This is a genomic window from Cobetia sp. 1AS1 (assembly GCF_029846435.1).
Lineage (GTDB): Bacteria > Pseudomonadota > Gammaproteobacteria > Pseudomonadales > Halomonadaceae > Cobetia > Cobetia amphilecti.
In genome coordinates, this window is the sequence record NZ_JARWKU010000001.1 from 160698 (window position 1) to 185901 (window position 25204).

A 25204-nucleotide genomic window follows, 5' to 3' on the forward strand; every position below is an offset into this window, starting at 1 on the left:
GGGGGATCATGCCGCCATGCATCTGAGCAATGATCAACGGCGAATTCTCGCCCATCCCTTTCCCTCGCGCCTGCGCGATCGCACGCCGGCCAACAGCGCCGAGCACAGCGATTGCGTGGTGGTGCGTGCCTGTGCCGGCAGCGGCAAGACCGTGCTGATGGTCGAGCTGGCGCGTACCTACGCCGACGAGACCCTCATCTATACCTCGCTCAACCCAGCGGTGGCCGGGCGGACTGCCAGTCAGCTGCCCGCCAATGTCCAGTCGCTGTCGCTGCACCAGCTGGCACGCCAGGCCTTGATGGAGGAGTACGGCGACAAGCTCAAGCGGCAGCCCGACATCACGCGTCGTTTGGCGCCGCAGAGCCTCAGCTGGCTGGGCAGTCTTTCCAGCCAGTCGCGCAGCCTGATCGCCCAGGGCCTGAACACCTTCTTCGCCGAGAGTGACGCGGTGCCGATGCCTGAGCACCTGCCCGACGGCGTGGCACAACGGCTGAGCGCAAATGAGCTGCGCCAGCTGGTCGAGAGCATGCGACTGGTGTGGGAGTGCCTGCTGGACCCCGCCGATCACCAGCAGAGCCTGTCGTTCAACGCCTTGCTCAAGCTGTGGTCGCAACATGGCCAGTCGCTGGAGGCCGACCTGGTGATGCTGGATGAGGCGCAGGACGCCACGCCAGCGTTGCTGGCCATGTTGCGTCGCCAGCGCTGCGACCTGCTGCTGATCGGCGACCCGCATCAGAGCCTGTCGCGTCAGGTGGAAGGTATGAGCTCGCTGGATTCGCCGCTGCTGGCCGATGCCACCGTCTACTCGCTGCCCGGTGCCTGGCGCTTCGGACCGGCATTGGCGGCGCTGGGCACGCGGCTGGCGGCCTGTTCGCCCACCGCCCGCGAGCAGGCCATGAGCGGCCTCGGCCCGGCGACCCGTCTGGCGCTGCCTGCGGTGCGTGAGGCATTGCTGCACTCCGGCAAGCGCCATGCGGTGATCAGTGCCGGCCCGGTGGCGGCGCTGGGTGAGGCGCTGTCACTGCATCAGCGCGGCATCGCGGTGGCCTGGCTGGACGGCATCGAAGGCTATCCGCTGGCGGGGCTGCTGGATCACTGGCGGCTCTGGCGCGCACATCAGATGGCCGAGCAGGGCGACAGCGCGAGTCAGCGTGAGTGGTGGCGACTGCTGCCCCCCTCCCTGACACAGCTCGGTCAGACCCCGGCGCAGGTGCTGGGAGCGCTGACGCGTCTCGATGATCACCAGGCGCGCAGCCTGCATGAGCTGGCCTCCTGGTATGCCCAGGCGCCACTCGATCAATGGATCGGGGAGCTGCGCAAGCACGATGGCGACCTGCAGGCCGCCATCGTCAGTGCTCACTCGCGGGGGCAGTCGGTCGAGCTGCCCACGGTCATGCTGGGGACGGTGTTCCGCGCCAAGGGTCTCGAATTTGATTGCGTGGTGCTGGCCGATGATCTGGCACTGCCAGGCGCGCGCCAGCAATTGCCCAATCAGGTGCTGGTCACCAATCTCAGCTACACCGCCGCCACGCGGGCACGCCAGCTGCTGGTGCTCAATGAGCGCCTGAGCCACTGGTGGCAGGCGCAGGGCGAGAGTGAGCGCTTCCCTCTGCTCGAGGCACTGCCGCAGGCCTGGCTGAGCGAGTCCACGCATGGCGTGCAGGCGCCACATCCGTGGTGGGGCAAGGCACGCCTGTCGGAGTTGGCGCTGACACCGCGCAAGCGCCTGCTGCTGCGCCGGCATGAGACCTCGCTTGAGGGCACGTCTGCTGCGGCTGGCACGCGCGATCAGGCGCCAGCCTCGGGCGCTCCTGCCAGCCATGCTCAGCACCTGGCTCATGATCAGCACCTGGGCCATGCCCGGGACTCCGACGATGCCCTGCAGGCGCTCAAGCGTCAGGCACGCACCGACACGACGGCGCGCAAGCTGTATGAAATGGCCAGCAAGCTGCCGCCCGGGCGACCCTCCGGCGGCTTGCGCAGCCTGCTGACCCCGAGCGACGCCGCCGCGTCCACTTCTTCCCCCAGCGAGTCGCCGACCCCCGGCGGCCCGACGGAGCCTCTTGATGAGTGAGTTTGCCCCTACGCCCGCCGCGCACGTGCACGACCTGGCGGCGCTGCGCTTCAACAATCGCTATGCCCGCCTGCCGGAGCACTTCTTCACGCGTGTTGCCCCGCAGCCGCGACACGGCACGCGCCTTGCCGATGTGAGTCCTGACTGCGCCCGCCTGCTGGGGCTGGAGGCGCCCTTGACCTCTGACGCCTCCAGCGAGGAGGCGCTCGAGCAGCTGCGCCTCCTGATGGCCGGTGAGCAGTTGCTGCCGGGTATGGACGCATTGGCCCAGAAATACACTGGCCATCAGTTCGGTCACTACAACCCGCAGCTCGGCGACGGGCGTGGCATTCTCCTCGGCGAGCTTGAGACCGACCACGGCAGGACCTTCGATCTGCATCTCAAGGGCGCCGGGCGTACGCCTTACTCGCGCTTCGGCGATGGTCAGGCGGTGGTGCGCTCCAGCGTGCGCGAGTATCTGGCCAGCGAGTACATGGCCGCGCTGGGCATTCCCACCAGCCGCGCACTGGCGCTGGCGGTGAATGCCGAGCGGGTCCAGCGCGAGACCGTCGAGCCCGGCGCTACCGTGTTGCGCGTCTGCGAGAGCCACCTGCGTTTCGGGCACTTCGAGTGGCTGGCCCACTCCGGCCGGCATGAAGACCTCAAGACGCTGATAGATCACGCCCTGCGGGAGCACTTTGCTGAGTGCCTGCCTGAGCATCTGTCTGAGTGCCTGCCCGAAGAGCTGACTGAACGTCTGCCGGAAGGCGGCGCGCAGGCAGCGGCGGACCAGCCGCTTGCAGATCAGCCGCTTGCAGACCAGCCCCTTGCAGATCAAGTGCGCGTGACCAGCGCGCTGGCCATGTTCGAGACAGTGATCACTCGCACCGCGAGACTGATCGCGGCCTGGCAGGCCTACGGCTTCGTGCATGCGGTGATGAACACCGACAACATGTCGCTGCTGGGGCTGACCTTCGATTACGGGCCCTACGCCTTCCTCGATGGCTATGAAGAGAATCTGGTGCCGAATCATACCGATCAGGCCGGGCGCTATGGTTTCGCCCAGCAACCGGGCATCGGGCTATGGAATCTGGAGCGTCTGGGGATCGCGCTGTCGCCGCTGATCGATGTCGAAGCGCTCTCCGCTGCGCTGGGCGCCTACGAGGGCGAGTTGCAGCGTGAATATGCCCGCCTGATGCGTGCGCGTCTCGGGTTGCCGGATGCGCGCGATGAGGACATGACGCTGGTGCAGCAGTGGCGCGAGCTGCTGGCGGCCGGCAAGGTCGACCACACCCATGCCTACCGTCTGCTCAGTCATTGGGATGTCGCGCAGCCCGCGCCGGAAACGCTGGTCGTGCGCCTGGCGGGGGAGCGTGGGCCGCATGGCAACTCGGCCCAGGCGCGCGATGAAGCCTCGGCGTGGCTTGAGCGCTATCAGGCGCGCGTCATGGCCATCGGGCTCTCCGCCGAGGATGAGCGCCAGCGTCGTCTGTCCATGCTCGGCTGCAATCCGCTCTATGTGCCGCGCACGCATCTGCTGCTGGAGGTGATCGCACGGGTCGAGCAGGGCGATGACACTTCGCTCAAGGCCTTGCGTCAGCGTCTGACGGCGCCTTTCTTCCGCCCCGAGGAGGGCAGTCTGGAGGCGGCACTGGCGCTGGGGCAGGCGCAGGGCGTCGCTGCCGAGCTCGTCGATGACTGGACACGGCCACCGGCGGCGAATGCAGCGCCGATCTGCATGAGTTGCTCTTCCTGAGCTGCTCGTCCTGAGCGGTTCTTATGGGGGGCTGAACTGCTGCGCTGACAGCGCAAGCCATGGCCGGACATCCGCTTGGCGCAATGCAGGAAACACGCGCTGACACTCAAGTCATCGTCACGAAAATGGGATACTGCTGCGGCGGTATCCCATTTTTCATGGCAGACGCTGTGGCAGCCATAAGCTCGAGATTATGCGATGCATAACACAAAGCTGAGCTATTCTTGGTGAGGTGCCTTTTGTAAACTCATTGCAAATCAGTCACTTGGTAGTGCCGCAAGGCGCCTGTCAGCATAAGGCGGCTGTTATGGCTGCCATAACGATAGCTTTATGCTTGATTTTATTGCTTTTTTTGCAATGCAGCGCTTGACCCTGATGCACCGACAAGAAAAGACTGATGCTGGACACTCATCGTGTCGCGGGTGATGTCAGGCCTTCTGGCCATGCGTGAGTCACGGCTTGCGATTCAGGCAAGTCTCACCTGTGACAGGCAATAACGTCGCTGAAAGCGCCTCCGGCAGGCAGGATGGCGCGAATCAGCGCTCAACAGGAACGACGCCATGAACCTTTCAAGGCTGGCAGCCTCAGGCATGAACACGGACGTGAAACGAGGTGCGCGATGCTGAATATTCTAGTCGTGCGCGAGATGCGTGCACCGGACCTGGTGACACCCGACGAGGGCGTGAGCAGCACACTGGCGCGCGGGGAATGCCGCGTCGCGCTGGACCCGGTGACGGCCGGCAAGCTCGCGCGTCACCTGGACAGCAGCGTCAGTGACACCAGCGATGCCATCGTGCACGTGGAGAGCGGTGCCGGACGTCATGCACACTTCGACGATGCGGCCTACGCCGCCCAGGCCGGGGTGGCGGTCGTCGCCGAGGCCGATATCGCGGCAGCGCGTGCCGCGGCGGATCTCGTGCTGTGCGTGCGCACGCCCAGCGAATCACAGATCAGCGAGTTGCGTGAGGGCGCGGTGGTGGTGGCATTGATGACGCCGTACCAGAACCCGCAGCTCATTACCAAGCTTGCCAGCCAGGGGCTGACCAGCCTGTGCATGGAATTCGTGCCGCGTATCTCGCGCGCTCAGAGCATGGACGCCCTGTCCTCGCAGGCGGGTGTCGCGGGCTATCACGCCGCGCTGCTGGCGGCCAATGAGTCCTCGGTATTCTTCCCGATGCTGACGACTGCCGCCGGGACCGTGCGTCCGGCGCGTGTCGTGGTGGTCGGTGCTGGCGTTGCGGGCCTGCAGGCCATCGCGACCGCCAAGCGTCTCGGCGCCCAGGTGTGGGCCTATGACATCCGTGCTGCCGCGCGTGAGCAGGTCGAATCGCTGGGCGCCAAGATGATCGATACCGGCGTCGATGCCTCCGGCGAGGGCGGCTACGCCCGCGAGCTGACCGATGACGAGCGCGCCCAGCAGGCCGATGCGCTGGCACGTCACATGGGCGATGCGCATGTGGTGATCTCCACCGCCGCGATTCCGGGGCGTCCGTCGCCGCGCATCATCAGCCGCGAGATGGTCGAAGGCATGAAGCCCGGCGCCGTGCTGGTCGATCTCGCCGCCGAAGGCGGTGGCAACTGTGAACTGACCGAGCCCGGCAAGCGTGTCGAGCACGCCGGCGTCACGGTACTCGGCCCGCTGGACATGGCCTCGAGCCTGGCGGTCAATGCCAGCGAGATGTACGCCAAGAACCTCTTCAACCTGCTGACCCCCTTCATGAAGGACGGCGAACTGACGCTGGACTTCGAGGATGCGGTGCTCGGCCCGATGCGTCTGACCGAAGGCGGCCGCATCACCCACGATGACGTACGCGCTCGCGCGGAGGACGCCGCATGATCGAAGGACTTTCTGCCGTATACATCCTGATGCTGGCGGCCTTCGTCGGCTACGAGGTCATCTCGCGCGTGCCGGTGATTCTGCACACGCCCCTGATGTCCGGTTCCAACTTCATCCACGGCATCGTGCTGGTCGGGGCGATGATCGCCCTCGGTCAGGCCGAGACCGGCATGCAGCAGTTCATCGGCTTCATCGCCGTGCTGCTGGGCGCCGGCAACGCGGTCGGCGGTTATGTGGTCACCGAGCGCATGCTGGAAATGTTCAAGACCAGTGATCGCAGCAAGGGCACAGACGCTGCCAATGGCATCAACGACAAGGAGGCTCGCTGATGAACTGGCTGGTCGAAACAGGGTATTTCGCGGCGGCGGTGGTCTTCATCCTCGGCCTCAAGCGCATGTCACATCCTTCCACGGCACGCAGCGGCATCCATTGGGCCGGTATCGCGATGGTCGTGGCCACGCTGCTCACCTTCCTGCATCCGCAGATTGATGGTCGTTATGGCCTGATGCTGCTGGCCATCGTCATCGGTGGCGGTATCGCCTGGTACTCCGGCAACAAGGTCGAGATGACCGACATGCCGCAGATGATCGCCATCTACAACGGCATGGGCGGCGGTGCGGCAGCGGCGATCGCCGCGGTCGAGCTGATGCGCATGAGTGACAACCCGGCACTGATCGAGCAGCACGGCTCGCTGGCGCTGTGGCTGGGTGTACTCGGGGCGATGATCGGTGCGGTGGCCTTCTCCGGTTCCATCGTGGCCTGGGCCAAGCTGGATGGGCGCCTCAAGAAGGCGTTCAACTTCCCGAGTCAGCAGCTGATCAACATGATCGTGCTGGGCCTGACGGTCTACCTGGGTGTCGTGATCGCGGCGGTGGAGCCATCAAGCTCGCTGGTACTGGTGTTCTTCGCGCTCGCGTTGCTGTTCGGCGCGATGCTGGCACTGCCCATCGGTGGCGCCGACATGCCGGTGATCATCTCGCTGTTCAATGCGCTGACCGGCCTTGCGGTGGCGATGGAAGGCTTCGTGCTCGGCAATGCCGCGATGATCATCGCCGGTACTGTCGTCGGGGCGGCCGGTACGCTGCTGACCCAGCTGATGGCCAAGGCCATGAATCGTCCGATCCGCAACGTGCTGTTCAAGCAGTTCGGTGGCGCATCAGGTGTCGAGCAGGGCGAGATCGAGGGCAGCATGAAGGCCTCCGATCCGATGGACGCCGCCGTGCAGCTGGCCTTCGCCGAGCGCGTCATCATCGTGCCGGGCTACGGCATGGCGGTGGCACAGGCGCAGCACAAGGTCTGGGAGATGGTCGAGCTGCTGGGTGAGCGTGGCGTCGAAGTGCGCTTCGCGATCCACCCGGTCGCCGGTCGCATGCCGGGCCACATGAACGTGCTGCTGGCGGAAGCCGGCGTGCCCTACGACATGATCGCGGACCTGGACGAGATCAACAACGACTTCGAGACCACCGACGTCACGCTGGTCATCGGCGCCAATGACGTGGTCAATCCGGTCGCCAAGAACGACGCCTCAAGCCCGCTGTACGGCATGCCGATCCTCAACGCCGACCAGTCACGCAATGTGCTGGTGATCAAGCGCGGTCAAGGCTCCGGCTTCTCCGGGGTCGAGAATCACCTGTTCTATCTTGACCACACGCGCATGGTATATGGTGATGGTCAGAAGGTGGTTGGCGACATGATCACGGCCCTCAAGACACTGTGATCTGACGCCTCGGCGTGATGGGGCAAGTCTGCCGCCATCACGCCAGTGCCGAACAGACCGGCAATTTCTGCGCCTCAGGGGCAGGGATTGCCGGTTTTTTTATGCATATCGATTGTTCATGCGTATCGATGGTGCATGCCAGTCGATTGCTTGCGAGGCGCACGTGGCAGGCACGTCACTCAGGCGCGTCACCCAGGCGCGTCACCCAGGCGCAGCCCCCTGCGTTGGCCACGAGGTCTGCGCAGACATCTCTTGTTCAGCATTCTCTGACAAACTATGAGTACAATGCCTGCCATTCACTGAGCACATCGTCATCCAAGGAGTCAGCATGTCTGCCACTACCCCTTCACCTCGTCGGGCCATTCGTGATCGCGAGGTAAGCGAAACGACCCCTCAGGCGGTGGGACTCAATGTCTGCGTGCTGGGTGGCGGCAGCTTCGGGACCGCGATCGCCTCGATTGCCGCCGACAATGGTGCCAGCGTCACCCAGTGGATGCGTGATGCCAACCAGGCCGAGGAGGTCAACACCCGGCACCGCAACTCGGGCTATCTGCCGGGCTTCGAGATCAATGCCTCGGTGCGTGCCACCACCGACATGGCCGATGCACTGGCCGAGGCCGAGCTGGTCTGCGTGGCGATTCCTTCCAAGGCCTTCCGTACGGTGGTCCGTCAGGCGCGCGCTCACCTGCGTGAAGGGCAGATTCTGGTGGCCACCACCAAGGGCATCGAGAGCGAAGGCTTCACCCTGATGAGCGAGGTGCTGGAGCAGGAAACCGGCTTCACGCATATCGGCGTACTGTCTGGCCCCAATCTGGCGGCCGAGATCGCCCAGCGGCAACTGACGGCCACGGTGATTGCCTCCGATGATGCCTACACCCGCGCTCGCGTGCAGACGGCCTTCGGTTGCGACTATTTCCGTGTCTATGCCAGCAATGACCGCTACGGCGTCGAGCTGGGCGGGGCGTTGAAGAACATCTACGCCATCGCGGCCGGCATGGCCGCGGCCCTTGGCATGGGCGAGAACACCCGCGCCATGCTGATGACCCGCGCGCTGGCCGAGATGAGCCGCTTCGCGGTGGCCAAGGGCGCCAATCCGATGACCTTCCTTGGCCTTGCCGGCGTGGGCGATCTGATCGTGACCTGCTCCTCGCCGCTGTCGCGCAACTATCGGGTCGGCTACGCGCTGGGAGAAGGGCGCACCCTCGACCAGGCGGTCGAGGTGCTGGGGCAGGTCGCCGAGGGTGTCAACACCGTACGACTGGTGCAGGATGAATCCGAGCGACTGGGCATCTACATGCCGCTGGTCAGTGGCATGGCCAAGGTGCTGTTCGAGAATGTCGACCCGCATCACATGGCCCGCGCGCTGATGGGCGGTGAGCAATCCAGCGATGTGGAATTCGTGCTGTCGCGTGAGTCGGTGCAGCAGGCGCGGCAGTTGGAACCCGACGGCTCCTGAGGACTCATAGCAGGTAGCGGGTGATGGAGTGTGTTTCGCCATCTCCTTGTCTGACTCGTGCAACGCTCCGGTTGGCGAGTCCCTGGTCATCGGCCGCAGCGATAGAGCGAGTGATGAAGCGCTTGCGCTGCGGCAGTCATCTTTTCAGGAGAATGTCATGAGTGTACTGATCATGCGTCACGGTGAGGCCCAGGCCGGCACGCCGGACCCCAGCCGCGAATTGAGTGAATATGGCCGCGAAGAGGCGCGCCGCATCGGGCGCTGGTTGGCCCATCAGCTTCCCGCCGAGCGTCGTGCGCGCCTGACGCTGGTCGTCAGTCCCTTCACCCGTGCCCAGCAGACCGCCCAGGAGATCTCCTCGGCGCTGGAGTTGAGTGGTGAGCAGCAGACCACGCTCGAGATCATCACCCCGGACGACCCGCTGACGCCGGTACTCGACTGGCTGCAGACCCATGTGCCGCCCACCTCTGAAGGGCGCGAGCCGCGCGACTGGCTGATCATCAGCCACAATCCGCTGGTCTCGAATCTGGCCAGCGCCCTGGTCGATGGCCCCGGCAGCACCCAGCTGGCCTTTGCCACCGCAAGTCTTGCCTGGCTGGACGCCGATGTCTGGGCTGCCGGTCTGGCGGACCTGCACCAGTTCGTGAGCCCGGCGGAGCTGGCGTAAGTCACGCGCGGCTGTCATGAACCACTACCATTGAGCCACAACGAAACGCCCCCGCCAGTCTGCACTGGCGGGGGCGTTTCGTTGTGGCCTGCAGCCAGACCGCTGCTGCTTGATCAGACCGCTGCTGCTAGACCAGACCGCTCAGCTTGAGCACGAAGATGCCTGCCGTGATGGTGATGCCCGCCATCAGGGTGCTGATGGCGATGATGTTGGCGGCCAGGCGGTCATTGCCGCCCATCGCCCGCACCATCACGAAGCTTGCCGCCGCCGTCGGTGAGGCGAAGAACAGGAAGAGCACTCCGAGTTCGGTGCCGCGGAAGCCCAGCAGCACGGCGACGGTGGTCGCCAGCAGCGGCACGCTGATCATCTTCATCAAGCTGGCGCTCAGCGCCAGCTTGCGGCCTTCACGCAGCGAGCGCATCGACAGGGTGCCGCCGATGCAGATCAATGCCAGCGGCAGCGTCATGCGCGCGAAGTAGTCGCCGGAGGTCTCCAGCCACTCGGGCAGCTGCCAGCTGAAGGCCGCGAAGGGCAGGGCAGCCAGCACGCCGAGAATCAACGGGTTGGTGATGATGCCGCGCGCGATGCCACTCCAGCTGGTGCGGCCATCGCCGAGATAGCTCGACAGCACCACCACCGACAGCATGTTGTAGGACAGGATGACGACGCCCATCAGGATGCCGCCCATCGAGAGGCCGAGATCGCCGTAGAGGTTGGCGGCCAGTGCCAGCCCGACGATGGCGCAGTTGCCGCGAAACGAGCCCTGGACCACCTCGCCGCGTTCCTTTCTCGGCACGCGCAGGATCGCCCAGCCCCACAGCAGCAGGAAGGTGCCCAGTGTCGCCAGCGCGAAATAGGTCAGCATGCCCGGACGCAGGGCGTGATCCAGATCCGCGCGCACGATGGAGAGGAAGACCAGCGCCGGCATGGTGCCCTTGAACACCAGCGATGAGGCGGTGCCGATGAAGGTGTCATCGATCCAGCCGAGGCGTTTGAGGCCCAGGCCCAGAAATACCATCGCGAAAACCGGAACGGTGACGTTCAGGGTCGCGACGAACAGCGCCAGCATGTCGTTCATGAAGTAGTCTCGCTCATTTCCGCCCTTGTCCTGTGAGTGTTGCGGTCTGTCTGGTGAGGCTTTTGGTCAGTGCCTGGCGAGCGTCGCGCTACCGCGGCGGCCCGTTGCAGCCCCGTCGTGAACTGCCGCGGCGGCCTGGCTCAGGCCAGCCAGAAGCCCGTGATCAAGGCCGCTGCCAGCAAGGCCCAGAACAGGCCGTTGCGCAGGCGGGTATCGCGACGCGGCCTGGAAGACGGCGAGGAAGTAGCGGACTGCTTGTCATGCTTGGGCATCGAGGGGTCCTGTCCAGCAAGGTGAAATATTGGCTCAGCGAATGAAGGCTCAGCGGGAGAAGGCTCAACGTGTGAAGGCCCTGGCGGGCAGACGGCCGGCCAGCAGGCGCTCTGACAACGGCGCGTGCCTGTCATCCGCCCAGCATATCAGGCTTTCCTTAGACTTAGGGATAGTCGTTCAGCTCGGCCATCAGCTCTGGTATCAGGTTGCGCTGGCCGCATGGCGCCAACCAGGGGCGCGGGCGGGCGTGATGGTAGAGAAGACCGGCGCCGAGGCCCGCCTGAGGGCCGGCAAAGGGCGGAATAGACGCCATAACCGCGCGAGTGGCGACTGTGCGCGCACTCCTGCTTGGCGAGCGCAGGCTGTCCGCTTACCCTGTGCGCTGCATTGTCATCTGTCACGGTTATCTGCCGGTGCCACGGTTATCTTCCGGCCTCATGATCACCTGCCGGAACCATCAGCCCCGGCAGCGCATTGCCCCTATCAAGAAAAGTACAAGGAGCGGGTATCTTGCAGGACCCATACACGACCTCTGCGTCATCTTCTGCCGCGACGCCCTCTGACGCGACGCCCTTTGCTGCGACTCGTTCTGTGGCGACTCGCTCTGCGGCAACTCCCGCGCGCGCGTCTGCCGAGCCGTCCGCTTCCCCGGCGCTGTTGGTCAGTCGTGGGCTCGGGCGTCAATTCGGCCAGCAACAGGCTGTCACCGGGCTGACCTTCACGGCCTCGCGTGGTGAGGTCATCGGTCTGCTGGGCCCCAATGGTGCCGGCAAGACCACCAGTCTGCGCATGCTGGCGGGCACGCTCGCCGCTACCCAGGGCCAGTTGGAGCTGGAAGGCGAAGCCTTCGATGGTCGCGCCAGTCAGCGCCAGCTCAATCGTCTCAAGCGTCGCATCGGCTATCTGCCGGAGGGCGCGCCCCTGTGGCCGCAGCTGACGGTGCGCGAGAGCCTCGAGTGCGTGGCGGGTCTGCATGGGTTGTCGCGCAAGGTGCGCAATGATCGCCTTGCGGCATTGATGGATCGCCTGGATATCACGCCTTTCGCCAATCAATTGTGCGCTGTGTTATCCAAAGGCTTTCGGCGTCGCGTGGCGCTGGCGATGGCGTTGACCCATGATCCGGACATCCTGCTGCTCGATGAGCCCACCGATGGGCTGGACCCGCTGCAGAAGGACAGCGTGCGCGCCTTCATTCGTGAGCTGGGTCGCGAGCGACTGATCATCGTCTCCACCCACCTGCTGGAGGAAGTGCCTCGTATCTGTGACCGCGTGCTGGTCATGGCCAATGGCCAGCTGGGCTTCGATGACACGCCGGAGGCGCTGGCCGCGACCTCCGTCAGCGAAGGCATTCTGGGTGGCAGCCGTTCGCGCTACGGCGCGGGGTATGGGGCGAGTTCCAGCCTGCCGGTATGGCGAGTGACGCTGAGCCGGGCCCTGAGCGAGCGCGAGCTGGCCAGTGTCTCGCGTCTGCCGGGCGTGGCGGCCATCACGCCCGTCAAGCCCGGCGATGCCATGGCGCGTGACAAGTCGCCGCTGGTGGTCTCGACCGGCGCCGTGCTGCGTCTGGCCGGGCGGCTCCACCAGGACCCGCGCCCCGCGCTGGCACGCTGGTGCAGCTACATGGAGATCCGCCTCGATGAATGCGTCCACGAACGGGGCGATATCGAGGTCGCGTTCCGCCAGCTGGTGACGCGCATGGCGGAGCAGCCCTCGCCGCTGCCGATGCGCAAGCAGACACCGCGCGCAGATCAGGAGGTGTCGTCATGAGGGCCGTTCTCGCGCTGGTCCGCCGTGACCTGCATCAGGCACTGACGCAGGGCGCCAGCTGGTCGCTGCTGGTGGTGATGGCGGTGCTGGCTCCATTGGGGGCCTTCGAGGTGGGCGATCTGCTGGCACGTGATCGCGCCGATCTTGGCTCGCTGTGGCAGGTATTGCCCTGGCTGCTGGTGCTGTGGACACCGCTGCTGGCGCTGCGCGGCTGGCCGGAAGAGCGTGCCAACGGCCTGCTCGAATGGCTGTCCGGCCTCGGGCTGGGGTCGTGGCGACTGGCCAGCGCACGCCTGATCAGTGCCAGCGTGCTGGGCTGGCTGGGGCTTGCGATGACGGCGCCGCTGGTGGTGCTGATCCATTGGCTCGGCACGCCGGATCTCGGCCTGATGCTCAGCGGCTATCTGGGCATGGCGCTGCTGGTGATGGCGCTGGCCAGTCTCGGCCAGGCGCTGGCGGTGCGCGCGCCTTCTGCGCTGTCGGCGTGGCTCGGGGCGCTGGTACTGGGCCTGGCGCTGATGCTGCCGGGCACACCCGCGGTGACGAGCCAGCTGGCTCAGCATCTGGCGCCGCACTGGGTGCAGCTGCTAGATCTGATCAGCTTGCCAGCACATCTGACGCCTTTCAGTGAAGGCCGGCCGACCTGGCTAGATGCCAGCTACTTCCTGCTGCTGACCCTGGCCGGGCTGGTGCTGCAGGCGCGCGGCCTCAGTCAGGAGCGCCATGCACGCAAGCAGGCGCCACAGTGGCTGGTCACGGCGGCGCTGGCGGCTGCGGTCACCGCGTTATTGCTGGCCGGCGTGCGCCTGCCGCCGCTGCTGACGGCCGACGGCCACAATCCGCTCACCCGCGCGCATGATCTGACCGCCACGCGTCAGCACAGCCTGAGCCCCGCCAGTCGTGCGGTGCTCGATGACCTCGAGGCACCGGTGACGCTGACCTTCGCCTACAGCGAACGCTTCGCCGCCGACCTGCCGCAGCTGCGTGAACTGGCGACACGGATCGAGACGCGTCTGGCCGCCTTCGCACGTGAACCGCAGATACGCCTCAAGCGTGTCGACCCTGCGCCGGACAGTGCCGACTTCGCGGATCTCGAAGCGCAGGGCCTGACCGCGCTGTCATTGCCGGGCGGCGAAGAGATGCTGTTCGGGCTGGTGGTGGATGGCCCCTACGCCGAACGCCGCGCCATTCCGCTGCTCAAGGCGGCGGATATCGGCGGGCTGGAAGCGCAGGTGACACGCCAGATCCAGGAAGTCTCGCGCACCGAGCCGCCGCGCCTGGGTGTCGTCTCGCGTTTGCCGGTGATGGGCCAACCCAGTCTGGAGCAGGGCAGAGCGCTGGGCAGCTGGGGCCTGATGGAGCATCTCAATGCACGCCTGCGCATCGACTGGCTGTCGGCCGGCGATGATGCCGCGCGTCCGATCGCCGATCAGGATGCGTTGCTGGTGATCGCGCCGCGGCTGTTGCCGGTCAAGACGCTGGAGGCCATCACGGCCTATCTCGAGCGTGGCGGCCGAGTGTTGATGCTGGTGGACCCGCTGCCCGAAATGCTCGATCAGCCGGCGCCGGCTTCCGAGGCGCTGACGACATTGCTGGCGCGCGCCGGGCTTGAATCACGCGCGGGCGAGGTGGTGGCGGATGCGCAGCTGGCCTTGCCGATCGGCTTGCTGGACGGCACGCGTGCGCTGAGTCCGACGTTGCTCGGGCTAAGTGCTGCCCAGCTGTCGGACGCCGCGCTCAACCTCAATGTCGAGCAACTGGTGATGTCCAGCGCGGGCTGGTTGGCGCCGCTGCCTGATGCAGCAGACGCATCATCGAAAGGCCCGGGAGCGCAAGACGCGCCGTTGCAGTGGCTGATTCGTGGCAGTGATGAGGCGCGGCTGATTCCGGCGGCGCGTGTTCACGCCAGCCGCATGGATCCGCGTCCGCTGTCGGGACTGGCGGGGGAAACACCGCCGGCGGGCGGGCTGGCCGTGCTGGCGCAATGGCCAGCGGCAGGCGCCAAGGGCGGCCAGTTGCTGGTGGTCAGCGATGTCGACATGGCCAGTGATCGTCTGTGGCGGCGCACGGCAGCGGATGGCAGCGAGCAGGCCCTCAATGCCAATGCGCGCTGGCTGGAAAATGCCGTGGACCTGCTGGCGGGCAGCCCCGAGCTGGTCGCCCTGCGCGCGCGTGCCCATCAGGTGCGCGAGCTGACGCGCCTGCATCAACTGGCCGATCGTCAGGCCGCCGAGGAGACCCGGCTGCGCAATGACTGGCAGACGCGTCTGAGTGCGCTCGGCGCGACGCCGGTGTCTGGCAAGGCCGAAGCCGCGCAGCAAAGCGACGCCCTGGCGGCGATGCAGCATGACTTCGAGGACGCTCTGTCACGTCAGCAGCGTGAGGCGAATGCCGAGCGTGATGCCCTGCGCCGCGAGCTGCGCCTGTGGACGCTGCTGGCCTTGCCGGTGGCGTTGAGCCTGCTTGGCGAGCTGATCTGCTGGCGGCGTTATCGTGCCAGCCGTCGCGCGGGCTATCAGTCGACAGGGCGTCTGTCGGGCCACGGTCAGCCCAGCGGGAAGCGCAGCGCAGAACGAAATGAACAGCGCAAGGAACAGCGCAATGCACAGCACAGCGCCCGCTCCGCGAGTCACGCCGCCATAAGCGCTTCGACAGGCTCGGGCAAGTCAGCCGCAGGTTCAGGCAAGGCAGATTCAGGCAAGGCGGCTTCAGGCAAGGCAGCTTCAGGCAAGGCGACGCCGTGCGATACTACCCAGTCGGGAGGTGATTGATGGGGCGCTTCAATCGGACGGGATGGGCACTGACGGCGCTGGTCTCCGTGGCCGCGGTGACGGCGCTCACCGCAGGGCCGTCACTGCTGGAATCGCTGCGTTCAGGCCCCGCCACGGGCGGGACAGACTTGGCCCAGTGGCAAAGTGATTCGCTGATGAGCCAGGCGCTGACGACAGTGGCCGCGGGTCAGTCAGGCATCTTGCTGCCCTTGCCGCTGCTCTCGCAGGTGGCCGCCTCGGCGCAGCGTATCGGCATTCGACGTGGCGCAGAGGCCAGCCAGGACTGGTTGAGTCTGGCGCGTGGGCCCGCAGGCGACTGGCAGATCACCTCATTGGCCGGCTGGCCTGCCCGCCAGGGCAAGGTGGAGGCGCTGGTGAGTCAGCTGGGCGAGGCACAATTGCGCACGCGCAAGCCGGCCACGGACAAGGCACTTGAAGCGCTGGGCTTCAGCGCGCAGTCACCGCTGCTGAGCGTGAAGGGCAACGGCGCTCAGGTGAGTCTGCAACTGGGCGCCAGGCCCGCGGCGGCAACGCAGCTGAGCGGTGCGGGCAGGGCTGAGTTGGCGGGACGCTACGTGCGGTGGGTGCCATCGCCCTCGGATGCGAAAGTGAAAGGCTCCCACGCTTTGGCTGGCGTGAATGGCGCGCCGATCTGGGAGCTGACGCGCGATATCGGGTTGCCGGACTGGCGCGGCGGCATGGCGCCCAGCGAGGTGCTGAATGTCACCGAGCTGCGCAGTGACGCCGCGGTGTACAAGCCGCTGAGTCGCATGGACATCTCGCTGGCGGCGTCTGCTCAAGACGCGTCAGCACGGCAAGCGCCGCTGGTGCGAGGCCTGGCACCTGACAGCGACGCTGCCCATCAGATTCTCGCTGCGCTGTCGCCGCTGACGCAGAATGACCTGCGCCCCCGTGCCTCCACGCCTGAAAGCGGCGCAGCCCAGCCAGACGCCTGGCAGCCTGCCGTGACGCTGACCCTCAACTGGTCGCGCCCCTCGCTCTATTACCGTCAGCATGAGCAGCTCAATGATCGCACCCAGCTGGTGCTGGCCATCGCCGCGGGCAGCAAGCCCTGGGCGCGGCTGACGCTCTCCGGCAAGGGGTGGCCGCCTGAACTGGTCGCGCGCTTGAATGCCGTCGAGATACAGGTCAATGGCGCGCTGCGCGATCATCTGCTGGCACTGGGCGCGAGGGTGCCCCAAGACGAGCACGTTGAGCTCACGGCTGTCGCGGTTCAGGCGGCGCTGGCGGTCAGTCGTGCCTTGGCGTTGCCTGAGGCGGAAGCAGCCGAGCCCAGCACGGAAACAGCCGCTGCGCTGGTGCCGGCGGGCATGGAAGGGGAGTGAGGTGCTCCATGGGCCAAAGGGAGGAGTAGCGCCTATTGGGCGGGGCTGGCATGCTGTTGACTATATTTAAACAACCGTTTGTCTGGGCGCGTCAGGGACGGCGGCCCGTGGTAAGGAGACCTTACGATGAATGCCACCTCACGGCAACCCCGGCCCGGGCAGGACTTGTCCGGACGTGCCTTGTCCGAACAGGCCTTGTCCAAGCAGGGCGACGCTGACCCGGCGGGCCTGAATACCGACACCGAGCGCCCGGTGCTGGCCTTCGCGCATGCCAATGGCTTCACCGGTGCCTGCTACAAGAGCCTGCTGGCGCCGCTGGCCGAGCACTTCAATCTGCTGCCGGTGGACCGACTGGCGCACGACCCTGCCTATCCGGTCGGCAACAATCTGATCTCGCTGCGTGATGAGTGGCTGGCATGTCTGGACGCCGCACTGGGGCCGTTGCCCGCGGCGGGCGGCGCCGGGCGCAAGGTGATCGGGGTCGGGCATTCGCTGGGAGGCATCGTCAATTACATGGCGGCGCTCAAGCAGCCGGAACGCTTCCACTGCCTCGTGCTGCTCGACCCGCCGTTGATGCTGGGCCGTGATGCGCTGGGCATGAAGGTCGCCAAGCGCTTCGGCTTCATTGATCGTGTCACGCCGGCAGGCCGCACTCGCGGGCGTCGCGCACGCTGGGACTCCCGTCAGGCCATGCAGGATTACCTGCGCCGCCGCTCACTGTTCGCCAACTTCACGCCAGAGGCGCTGGATGACTACGTCGACAACGCCACCCATCGTCACGCGGACGGCAGCCTGTCATTGAGCTTCGATACCCGTCACGAGGTCGAGATCTTCCGTCACCTCAGCGATCACCTGTCAGGCTCGCCGGCGAAGCTGGCGGTGCCGGTCAGGATTCTGGCCGGCGCCCAGTCTGATCTGCTCACGCCGGCGCGCCAGGCACGCCTGCGCCGCGCCGGGCTGACGGTGGAGCATGTCCGGGGAGGACATATGTACCCCTTTGAATACCCACAGGAGACGCGCGCCGCGCTGCTGGCGGCCATCGCCGACCTCGCGCCGCCGGATGTGCTGCCGCCAGGCCTGCTGGCCGGGAGGCAAGCATGAGCACTGATCAAACCGTTCAGGACATCGCAGAGGCTCCCCTGAGCGCCAACGTTACGCTGCGTGAGCGTCGCTTCCCACGGCGCACGGGCGGAGAGCTGGCGGCCCTGGAGTGGGCGCCTGCCGAGCACGCCGAGCAGGCACCGACGTGGCTGGCGCTGCATGGCTGGCTCGACAATGCCGCCAGCTTCAGCCGCCTGGCGCCGCTGTTGTGTGAACGGCTGGGCATTCGTCTCATCGCCATCGACATGGTCGGTCACGGGCACTCGAGTCCGCTGGGTGAGCACGGTGATTATGCGGTATGGGATTACTGCCACGATGTGATCGAGGCACTGGAAGGCCTGTATGACGAGGGGCTGTCGCGCGCGCCCGTCACGGTGATGGCGCACTCGCTGGGGGCGGCGGTGTCGGGGCAGGTGGCTGCGGCGCTGCCGGAATATATCGCGCGACTGGTGCTGATCGATGGCATCGGCGCACTTGCCACGCCAGCCTCGGAGGTGGTCGATCAGCTGCGCCGCGGATTGCTGGCACGCCACGCGCAGCCGGTCAGACGCGCCGCCACGCGACGTGCCCATTATCGTCATGTCGAGGACGCCGTGGCGGCGCGGGTCGCGGGAGGTGTTACGCCGATCGATGCCGACACGGCGCGGCCGATCGTCGAGCGCAACCTCGAGGTACTGGAAGACGGTGGCCTGCGGCTGAGAAGTGACCGCCGCCTGCTGCGGCCTTCACTGATGCGCTACACCCCGGAGCAGGTGCTGGCGTTATTGGCGGCGTTGACCCAACCGGTACTGCTGATCGAGGGCGAGCAGGGTATCCTGACCATAAGGCACGAGGCGCAGCAGGCGCGCGATGCCGTGAAGAGGCTCGAGCGTCGCGTCTTGCCGGGTGGCCACCACCTGCATCTGGAGCCGCCGCATGTGGCGGCGGTCGCCGATGCCATCGTCGAGTGGATCAGCTCGCACTGAGCGATGCACCGCGTGCCGCGTCCGTTCATCCATCATCATCTGCAGCGGGAGACATGCCATGGCCAAGCGCAAGACCATCGCCCTGGCACTGGGGAGTGGCGGGGCCCGAGGCTATGCCCATATCGGCGTCATCGAGGAAGTGCTGGCGCGCGGTTACGACATTCGCGCCATTTCGGGCTGCTCGATGGGCGCACTGGTCGGGGGTATCCATGCCGCCGGCAAGCTGGATGCCTATCGCGACTGGGTCTGTGAGCTGGATTATTTTGACGTGCTGCGGCTGGTGGATGTCACCTGGAGCCCGATGGGCGCCATCCGCGCGCGTCGCATCATGGATGAGCTGGAAGCCCTGATCGGCGACACGCGCATCGAGGACCTGCCGATTGCGGTCACCACCGTCGCCACCGACCTGATCGCCCAGAAGGAGGTCTGGTTCCAGAGCGGCAATCTGCTCGAGGCGATTCGGGCCTCCATCGCGGTGCCCGGGGTGATCACGCCGGTGCAACGCGACCGCAAGGTGCTGGTGGATGGCGGCCTGATGAATCCCTTGCCGATCACGCCGCTGGTCGCCGCCCACGTTGACCTGGTGCTGGCGGTCAACGCCACGGCGCATTCGCCGCGCAACCAGACACTGGAGCAGATGCTGCCACCGGCCGATGCCGCCGAGGAAGAGGCGCGCGAAGCCGCCCTGGAGGCGCGCGGCGGTGGTTTCAGTGACTGGCTGCGGGGAGTGCGTCGCGGGGCCGAGCGCATCTTCTCTGCCGAGAAGGAGCAGGCGCTGGAGGACCAGCAGGGCATGGCATTTGCCAGCCCGGTCGGCGGCGTCCCGCTGCCGCCGGGCGATGCCTCGCGCCTGAAGTTCGAGGCACTGAAAAGCAGCGATGCCGAGCCAGCGCCGGGAGAAGAAGCGTTGGCAGAGCCGCAGGCAGAGACTGGCGCTGTCACCCAGGGCAAGCAGCTGCCGCCAGCGTCCGCAGCCGAGCCTGAGCGGGTCGATGAGAATGCGCCGGAGCTTGCCTGGGGCAAGCTGGACATGATGATGCGTTCCTTCGATATCACCCAGGCGACGCTGGCCAAGTACAAGATCGCCGGCTATCCGCCGGATATCCTGGTCGAGATTCCCAAGACGGTGTGTGGTGCCTATGAATTCCACCGCGCCGCGGGCCTGATCAAGCTGGGCCGTCATCTGGCCGCCGAAGCGCTGGATCGCTACGAGAAGGGCAGCGACGGCTAGCCTGCCGTGAGTTGCCCTTTAATGAAAAAGCCCCCGCCGATTGGCGGGGGCTTTTCGTTGCAGTGCTCTTCACTACAGTGCTCTTCAATACAGAGCGCTTCAATACAGAGCGCTTCATTGCAGAGCGTGTGACCGGAGCCTGAGCGAAGCGTCGTCTCAGCCGTTGATCCACTTGTCGAAGATGGCAGCCTGCTCGCCGGTGCCCTGCATCTGGGTCAGCCACTGATCGACGTAGGCCTTCCAGATATTGTCACCCAGCGGCAGCAGATAGCCTTTCTGGGAGAAGGTGAACGGCGAGTCTGGGTGCACGCTGCACAGCTCCGGGTGACGGCTGGCCTGCAGCTGGGTCTCGATGGCGTCGGTCACCATCACATCGGCACGGTCTTCGATGATGTTGTTGAAGATGGTGCGGTTGTCGTTGTGCGCGACGCGCGTGGCATCGCTCAGGAATTCGTTGGCGAAGCGCTCGTTGGTGCCGCCCGGGTTGACGGTGATGCGCACGCTGGGCTGATTGATCTGCGCGACGGTCTGGTACTTGTCGACGTCTTCGCAGCGCACGATGGGCGTCTTGCCGCCGGTCTGGTACGGCTGGCTGAAGTAGGCCTGAGCCTGGCGGTCCAGCTTGACCGAGATACCGGACATGGCGATGTCGCACTTGCCGGAGGTGAAGTCTTCCATCAGTGTCGGCCAGCTGGTCGGCACGGTCTGTACCGTGGCGCCCAGGCTCCTGGCCAGTGAGGCGGCCATGTCGATGTCGATGCCTTCGAAGTCGCCATTGTCTTCACGGTGGCTGAAGGGCGCATAGTCACCGGTGGTGCAGACCTTCAGCACTTGGCCTTGTTGCACGCGCGAAAGCGTGCTGTCGGACAGTGCATCGCTGGCGGTGGCCGGCATGGCGAAGGCCAGTGACAGACCAGCGGCGGTCGCGCCGCCGAGAATGGCAGCGGAAAGGGCGCGGCGTGAAGAGGTGCGCATTGGCTGTTCAGCGTTGGGTGTCATCAGGGTGTTCCCTTGTCGTTATGGCGGCAGGCTCGGCGTGAGGCCTGCCTCTGCTACTCAAATACTCAACTATACGGATGCCCAGCTATTCAGGCGCTCAGCTATCAGATGCTCGGATCATCAATGTCTCGGCGATGTGGCGACCGTAGGATTCGCTCAGTCGAGCAGCGGGTCACGGCCCTTGCTGCGCAGCAGGACATAGACTGCGCCGCTGCCGCCATCCAGCTCCAGTGACGAGGTAAAGGCCAGCACGTCAGGCCATTGGCGCAGCCAGGCATTGACGTGGCTCTTGATGATGGGGTGATCAGCCATGCCGGTCCATGCCTTGCCATGCACCACCAGCACGCAGCGTGAGCGACGGGCGATGGCATCGTCGATGAAGGACTCGAGCTCGATGCGGGCCTGCTCCAGCGTATAGCCGTGCAGGTCGAGGCCCGCCTCCCAGGCGATCTCGCCGCGCTTGAGGCGCTGACGCTGGCGGTAGGGGAGATCTGGTACCGCGAAGTCGAGCAGCTGACTGGGCGTGACCGGCTCGACCTGACCATCGGTGGTGCGCGATGGCGTGCCGAGCGAGTCGGTCGAGGCTTCGCTGGCGGCAGCGCGGCGCGCCGCCAGACGCGCCTGCTCTTCCTTGTCGAGGGGCTTGCGGCCGGGGTCGGCGCGGTTGGTGGTGATCTTGCGTACGCCGGCCTGCTTGAGGGCGGCACGGAAGGCGTTGAAGTCGTCGCCGGTATCCGAGCTGTCGTCGTGGTTGGGTGGCATGGCCGGGCTCCGCGGGCAATAAAATGGCAAGTCGCGCAGTATAGCGCGGCTGTTGTCGCTGTCGAAGACAGGCGGTTGCCACTGTCGAAGACAAACGATTGTCGCTTGCGAAGACAAAAGCGGCAGGCGCGCCATCAAGGCATGCCAAGGGTCGCCGCCACGCCTCGTGAACGCTACAATGCCTGCGCGAGACGCCACCGACCCCTCACGACTGGCGGCGCTCGTTGTCCATCTGTCCGCTTACAGGAATCACCGTGTCCACATCTTCCGCGTCCGACCTGCGCCATCCTTCCAGCCTCAGTGAGCCGGACTCCCGTCTCGTCGAGGAGCTGGTGACCCTGCGCGACCTGATCCGCTGGGCGACCAGTGAGTTCCACGCGCATCGCCTGCACTTCGCCCACGGCACCGATTCTGCCTGGGACGAAGCGGTGGCGCTGGTGCTGGGTGCGCTGCATCTGCCGTGGGACACGGACCCCGCCGTGATCGACGCGCGCCTTCTGACCATGGAGCGAGCGCGCATCGTGGCGCTGGTGCGTGAGCGCATCACCACCCGCAAGCCGCTGCCGTATCTGCTGGGCGAGGCCTTCTTCACCGGCGTGCCCTTCGATGTCGATGAGCGTGTGCTGATTCCGCGCTCGCCGATCGCCGAGCTGATCGAGAGCGGCTTCTCGGCCTGGTTCCCGGAACTGCCGCCGACTCGCGTGCTGGACATGTGTACCGGTTCCGGCTGCATCGGTATCGCCACCGCGCTGGTGATGCCGACCGCCGAGGTCGACCTGGTCGATATCAGCAGCGAGGCGCTGGAAGTCGCGCGACGCAACATCGAACGCCACGACGTGGCAGGGCGTGTCATCGCCGTGCAGTCGGACCTGTTCGCGGGCGTGGCGGGCAAGCGCTATGACCTGATCGTCTCCAATCCGCCCTACGTGGATACCTTCGATCTCTCCAACATGCCGCAGGAATTCGGCCATGAGCCGGCACTGGCGCTGGGCGCCGGTGACGACGGCCTGGATATCGTGCGCCGTATCCTGCGCGAGGCGCGTGACTACCTGACCGACGACGGCATCTTGATCGTCGAGGTCGGCAACTCCGAGCGTCACCTGATGGAAGCCTTCCCGGAAGTGCCCTTCATGTGGCTGGAGTTCGAGCGCGGCGGCAACGGCGTCTTCGCCATCGATGCCCAGACGCTGGAAGTCTGCGCGCCCGAATTCGCCTGAGCTGGCGGGTGCCTGACCCGGCGGGATTCGCCAGAAGCACGGGCGCAGGCCGCCAGGCTCTGCAACGCTTACGACAACTATTATCAGAACGCCGTCGGCCATGACCGGCGGCATCGCCTGAGGACCCCCTGAATGTCCGGAAATACCTTCGGCAAGCTGTTCACCGTCACCACCTTCGGCGAAAGCCACGGCCCGGCACTGGGCGCCATCATCGATGGTTGCCCGCCGGGCATCGAGATCAGCGAAGCGGATCTGCAGATCGATCTGGACCGCCGCCGTCCCGGCACCTCGCGCCACACCACCCAGCGTCGCGAGCCGGACCAGGTGCGCATTCTCTCGGGCGTGTTCGAGGGTCGCACCACTGGCACGGCCATCGGCCTGATGGTCGAGAACACCGATCAGCGCTCCAAGGACTACGGCAAGATCAAGGACCAGTTCCGTCCGGCCCACGCCGACTACACCTATCACCACAAGTACGGTGAGCGTGACTACCGTGGCGGCGGCCGCAGTTCGGCCCGCGAGACCGCGATGCGTGTCGCCGCCGGTGCCATCGCCAAGAAGTATCTGGCGGGCCTCGGCGTGCAGGTGCGTGGCTACCTGTCCCAGCTCGGCCCCATCGAGCTTGAGGTCAAGGACTGGTCGCTGGTCGACACCAACCCGTTCTTCTGTGGCGATGCCGATCGCCTCGAGGAGCTGGAGCAGTACATGGACGCCCTGCGCAAGGAAGGCGATTCCGTGGGCGCCAAGGTCACCGTCGAGGCGACTGGCGTGCCGGTCGGCCTGGGTGAGCCGATCTTCGATCGCATCGATGCCGAACTCGCGCATGGCCTGATGAGCATCAATGCCGTCAAGGGCGTCGAGATCGGTGACGGTTTCGCCGTGGTCAGCCAGAAGGGCACCGAGCACCGTGACGAGATGACGCCGGAAGGCTTTCTCTCCAATCATGCCGGCGGCATTCTGGGCGGTATCACCAGCGGCCAGACCATCCGTGCCAGCATCGCCCTCAAGCCGACCTCCAGCCTGCGACTGCCGGGTCGCAGCATCGACGTCAACGGCGAGGCGGTCGAGGTGATCACCACCGGCCGTCATGATCCGTGTGTCGGTATCCGCGCCACGCCGATCGCCGAGGCGATGGTCGCGCTGACACTGATGGACCACCTGCTGCGCCATCGCGGTCAGAACGCCGACGTCAAGGTCGACACGCCGGTGCTGCGAGAGGTGTAAGCCGCTTGCGGCGCTGCTGAGCTTGTAGAAAGACACGCCCCAGTCGTGGAGTGATGCCCTGCATCCTTCGTGGCTGGGGCGTCTTGCGTTGTGGGCTGGCTTGCGGAAAGTAAATAAGAAAAGACGTAAGTAGCAGGCTGCCCCCGTGTCATTCGCGCTGCTAGACTCGAATGGCATGCATGCCAGCGGACTCGCGCACCACGCCGTGCGCGGGCAGACAACACAAGGAATCTGCCATGAAGATCAATGTCGAATTCGACCTCACGCCGCAGGAATTTCGCCAGGCGATGGGCCTGCCGGACGTGGAAGCCTTCCAGCAGGAATTGATGGAGCGCTTTCGTCGCCAGATGGAGGCGGGTGTTGAAGGTTACGACCCCATGAGTCTGCTCAAGCCGTTGATGGCGCCGGGCGCGGGCACGCCGTTTGCCAAGTTCATGCCGCCGGGCATGGCCGAGGGGATGATGGGCGGCGCGCCTGGCGCTGGCAATGCCGGGCAGGGCGCAGCGGGCGGCATGCCCGGCGACATGGGCGAGAGCATGGCCCAGGGCATGGCCGCCTTCAATCAGTATCAGAAGATGATGCTGGATACCCTGCAGCAGTTCGGTCAGGGCGGCGCGGAAGGCAAGGACGCTGACAAGACGGAGCCTGCCGCACGCAGGAGTTCGGGGCGTACTAGTGATCAAGGCGCGGATCAGAAGGCAGAGCAAAGCGCCAGTCGGGTGGATGATGCGAAACCGGCCTCCGCGGCCAGTGCGCGCTCACGCGCCAAGCGCAGTTGATGACCGGCAGGCGCGAAGAACGCTCTTGGCTGACAGGGGCGTGAGGAATGCCCGGCCAATCCCATGACAGAAAATGTCCTTTGACAGTTTTCTGTCATGGGATTGCAACCACCTGAGGAGCAGACTAGTCTTTGTGCAGTGCAGCATATTGCTGTGCTCCACAGGTGGCGCAGAGATTTCTGCGCGCTGTCCCGGTACGGAATCC

At 65.8% G+C, this 25204-nt stretch carries 20 protein-coding genes; 16 read left to right on the forward strand and 4 right to left on the reverse strand.

Annotated features, from left to right (window positions below; translation table 11 throughout):
• The first annotated feature begins 16 nt into the window (after positions 1-16).
• The 7 genes from QD280_RS00695 to sixA all read left to right on the forward strand — a co-directional run bounded on the left by QD280_RS00695 (position 17) and on the right by sixA (position 9486).
• Positions 17-2074 (forward strand): ATP-dependent helicase, encoded by a 2058-nt coding sequence (locus QD280_RS00695; RefSeq protein WP_279837988.1) that lies wholly within the window; start codon positions 17-19, stop codon positions 2072-2074.
• Complete coding sequence (locus tag QD280_RS00700; RefSeq protein WP_279837989.1) at positions 2067-3809, forward strand: YdiU family protein; 1743 nt, start codon at positions 2067-2069, stop codon at positions 3807-3809. The genes QD280_RS00695 and QD280_RS00700 overlap by 8 nt, the downstream gene beginning before the upstream one ends.
• Positions 3810-4428: 619 nt before the next feature.
• Positions 4429-5646: an NAD(P) transhydrogenase subunit alpha gene (locus QD280_RS00705; RefSeq protein ID WP_279837991.1), complete on the forward strand. Its 1218-nt coding sequence runs from the start codon at positions 4429-4431 to the stop codon at positions 5644-5646.
• Positions 5643-5975, forward strand: coding sequence for an NAD(P) transhydrogenase subunit alpha (locus tag QD280_RS00710; protein ID WP_043335532.1), 333 nt, complete (start codon positions 5643-5645; stop codon positions 5973-5975). The genes QD280_RS00705 and QD280_RS00710 overlap by 4 nt, the downstream gene beginning before the upstream one ends.
• The gene (locus QD280_RS00715) at positions 5975-7363 is read left to right on the forward strand and encodes an NAD(P)(+) transhydrogenase (Re/Si-specific) subunit beta (protein ID WP_043335534.1); all 1389 of its coding nucleotides are present in this window, start codon (positions 5975-5977) and stop codon (positions 7361-7363) included. The genes QD280_RS00710 and QD280_RS00715 overlap by 1 nt, the downstream gene beginning before the upstream one ends.
• Positions 7364-7691: 328 nt before the next feature.
• A complete protein-coding gene (locus tag QD280_RS00720; protein ID WP_279837992.1) occupies positions 7692-8819 on the forward strand; it encodes an NAD(P)H-dependent glycerol-3-phosphate dehydrogenase in 1128 nt (375 codons plus the stop codon).
• A gap of 157 nt (positions 8820-8976) precedes the next feature.
• Positions 8977-9486 (forward strand): phosphohistidine phosphatase SixA, encoded by a 510-nt coding sequence (gene sixA, locus QD280_RS00725; RefSeq protein WP_054554945.1) that lies wholly within the window; start codon positions 8977-8979, stop codon positions 9484-9486.
• Between the two features lie 127 nt (positions 9487-9613).
• On the opposite strand, the gene QD280_RS00730 is transcribed toward sixA, so the two are convergent.
• Complete coding sequence (locus QD280_RS00730; RefSeq protein ID WP_043335541.1) at positions 9614-10564, reverse strand: AEC family transporter; 951 nt, start codon at positions 10562-10564, stop codon at positions 9614-9616.
• A gap of 140 nt (positions 10565-10704) precedes the next feature.
• Complete coding sequence (locus QD280_RS00735) at positions 10705-10836, reverse strand: hypothetical protein (protein ID WP_263643036.1); 132 nt, start codon at positions 10834-10836, stop codon at positions 10705-10707.
• A gap of 592 nt (positions 10837-11428) precedes the next feature.
• Here QD280_RS00735 and QD280_RS00740 point away from each other — a divergent pair.
• From QD280_RS00740 to QD280_RS00765, 6 genes are all read left to right on the forward strand, one after another.
• Positions 11429-12604 carry an ABC transporter ATP-binding protein gene (locus QD280_RS00740; protein ID WP_279837993.1) on the forward strand — a complete coding sequence of 392 codons (1176 nt, stop codon included), beginning with the start codon at positions 11429-11431 and terminating at the stop codon, positions 12602-12604.
• Entirely contained in the window at positions 12601-15375 is a 2775-nt protein-coding gene (locus QD280_RS00745) for a GldG family protein (RefSeq protein WP_279837994.1), read from the forward strand. The genes QD280_RS00740 and QD280_RS00745 overlap by 4 nt, the downstream gene beginning before the upstream one ends.
• Entirely contained in the window at positions 15375-16721 is a 1347-nt protein-coding gene (locus QD280_RS00750) for a hypothetical protein (RefSeq protein WP_279837995.1), read from the forward strand. The genes QD280_RS00745 and QD280_RS00750 overlap by 1 nt, the downstream gene beginning before the upstream one ends.
• Positions 16722-16847: 126 nt before the next feature.
• Positions 16848-17822 carry an alpha/beta hydrolase gene (locus QD280_RS00755; protein WP_279837997.1) on the forward strand — a complete coding sequence of 325 codons (975 nt, stop codon included), beginning with the start codon at positions 16848-16850 and terminating at the stop codon, positions 17820-17822.
• A complete protein-coding gene (locus tag QD280_RS00760) occupies positions 17819-18787 on the forward strand; it encodes an alpha/beta fold hydrolase (RefSeq protein WP_279837999.1) in 969 nt (322 codons plus the stop codon). The genes QD280_RS00755 and QD280_RS00760 overlap by 4 nt, the downstream gene beginning before the upstream one ends.
• Positions 18788-18845: 58 nt before the next feature.
• The gene (locus QD280_RS00765) at positions 18846-20018 is read left to right on the forward strand and encodes a patatin-like phospholipase family protein (protein ID WP_279838000.1); all 1173 of its coding nucleotides are present in this window, start codon (positions 18846-18848) and stop codon (positions 20016-20018) included.
• A 156-nt stretch (positions 20019-20174) separates the two neighbouring features.
• Here the strand turns inward: QD280_RS00765 and QD280_RS00770 are convergent, their stop codons facing one another.
• Positions 20175-21017, reverse strand: coding sequence for a transporter substrate-binding domain-containing protein (locus tag QD280_RS00770; RefSeq protein ID WP_279838001.1), 843 nt, complete (start codon positions 21015-21017; stop codon positions 20175-20177).
• Between the two features lie 156 nt (positions 21018-21173).
• Entirely contained in the window at positions 21174-21779 is a 606-nt protein-coding gene (locus QD280_RS00775) for a Smr/MutS family protein (protein WP_279838002.1), read from the reverse strand.
• A gap of 254 nt (positions 21780-22033) precedes the next feature.
• On the opposite strand from QD280_RS00775, the gene prmB reads away from it, so the two are divergent.
• From prmB to QD280_RS00790, 3 genes are all read left to right on the forward strand, one after another.
• On the forward strand, positions 22034-22996 hold the full coding sequence (gene prmB / locus QD280_RS00780; protein WP_279838003.1) for a 50S ribosomal protein L3 N(5)-glutamine methyltransferase: 963 nt from the start codon (positions 22034-22036) through the stop codon (positions 22994-22996).
• 132 nt (positions 22997-23128) lie between these two features.
• Positions 23129-24220: a chorismate synthase gene (gene aroC / locus QD280_RS00785; protein ID WP_279838004.1), complete on the forward strand. Its 1092-nt coding sequence runs from the start codon at positions 23129-23131 to the stop codon at positions 24218-24220.
• A gap of 236 nt (positions 24221-24456) precedes the next feature.
• Positions 24457-24999 carry a DUF6489 family protein gene (locus tag QD280_RS00790; RefSeq protein ID WP_279838006.1) on the forward strand — a complete coding sequence of 181 codons (543 nt, stop codon included), beginning with the start codon at positions 24457-24459 and terminating at the stop codon, positions 24997-24999.
• Positions 25000-25204: the final 205 nt, after the last annotated feature.

Bases quoted from the DNA above. Each gene is read 5' to 3' on its own strand.
- QD280_RS00775 (WP_279838002.1), bottom strand. From the start codon at position 21,779: ATGCCACCCAACCACGACGACAGCTCGGATACCGGCGACGACTTCAAC.
- QD280_RS00695 (WP_279837988.1), top strand. From the start codon at position 17: ATGCATCTGAGCAATGATCAACGGCGAATTCTCGCCCATCCCTTTCCC.
- QD280_RS00730 (WP_043335541.1), bottom strand. From the start codon at position 10,564: ATGAACGACATGCTGGCGCTGTTCGTCGCGACCCTGAACGTCACCGTT.
- QD280_RS00720 (WP_279837992.1), top strand. From the start codon at position 7,692: ATGTCTGCCACTACCCCTTCACCTCGTCGGGCCATTCGTGATCGCGAG.
- sixA (WP_054554945.1), top strand. From the start codon at position 8,977: ATGAGTGTACTGATCATGCGTCACGGTGAGGCCCAGGCCGGCACGCCG.
- aroC (WP_279838004.1), top strand. From the start codon at position 23,129: ATGTCCGGAAATACCTTCGGCAAGCTGTTCACCGTCACCACCTTCGGC.
- QD280_RS00745 (WP_279837994.1), top strand. From the start codon at position 12,601: ATGAGGGCCGTTCTCGCGCTGGTCCGCCGTGACCTGCATCAGGCACTG.
- QD280_RS00750 (WP_279837995.1), top strand. From the start codon at position 15,375: ATGGGGCGCTTCAATCGGACGGGATGGGCACTGACGGCGCTGGTCTCC.
- QD280_RS00790 (WP_279838006.1), top strand. From the start codon at position 24,457: ATGAAGATCAATGTCGAATTCGACCTCACGCCGCAGGAATTTCGCCAG.
- QD280_RS00765 (WP_279838000.1), top strand. From the start codon at position 18,846: ATGGCCAAGCGCAAGACCATCGCCCTGGCACTGGGGAGTGGCGGGGCC.
- QD280_RS00700 (WP_279837989.1), top strand. From the start codon at position 2,067: ATGAGTGAGTTTGCCCCTACGCCCGCCGCGCACGTGCACGACCTGGCG.
- QD280_RS00760 (WP_279837999.1), top strand. From the start codon at position 17,819: ATGAGCACTGATCAAACCGTTCAGGACATCGCAGAGGCTCCCCTGAGC.
- QD280_RS00735 (WP_263643036.1), bottom strand. From the start codon at position 10,836: ATGCCCAAGCATGACAAGCAGTCCGCTACTTCCTCGCCGTCTTCCAGG.
- QD280_RS00770 (WP_279838001.1), bottom strand. From the start codon at position 21,017: ATGACACCCAACGCTGAACAGCCAATGCGCACCTCTTCACGCCGCGCC.
- QD280_RS00755 (WP_279837997.1), top strand. From the start codon at position 16,848: ATGAATGCCACCTCACGGCAACCCCGGCCCGGGCAGGACTTGTCCGGA.
- QD280_RS00705 (WP_279837991.1), top strand. From the start codon at position 4,429: ATGCTGAATATTCTAGTCGTGCGCGAGATGCGTGCACCGGACCTGGTG.
- QD280_RS00710 (WP_043335532.1), top strand. From the start codon at position 5,643: ATGATCGAAGGACTTTCTGCCGTATACATCCTGATGCTGGCGGCCTTC.
- QD280_RS00715 (WP_043335534.1), top strand. From the start codon at position 5,975: ATGAACTGGCTGGTCGAAACAGGGTATTTCGCGGCGGCGGTGGTCTTC.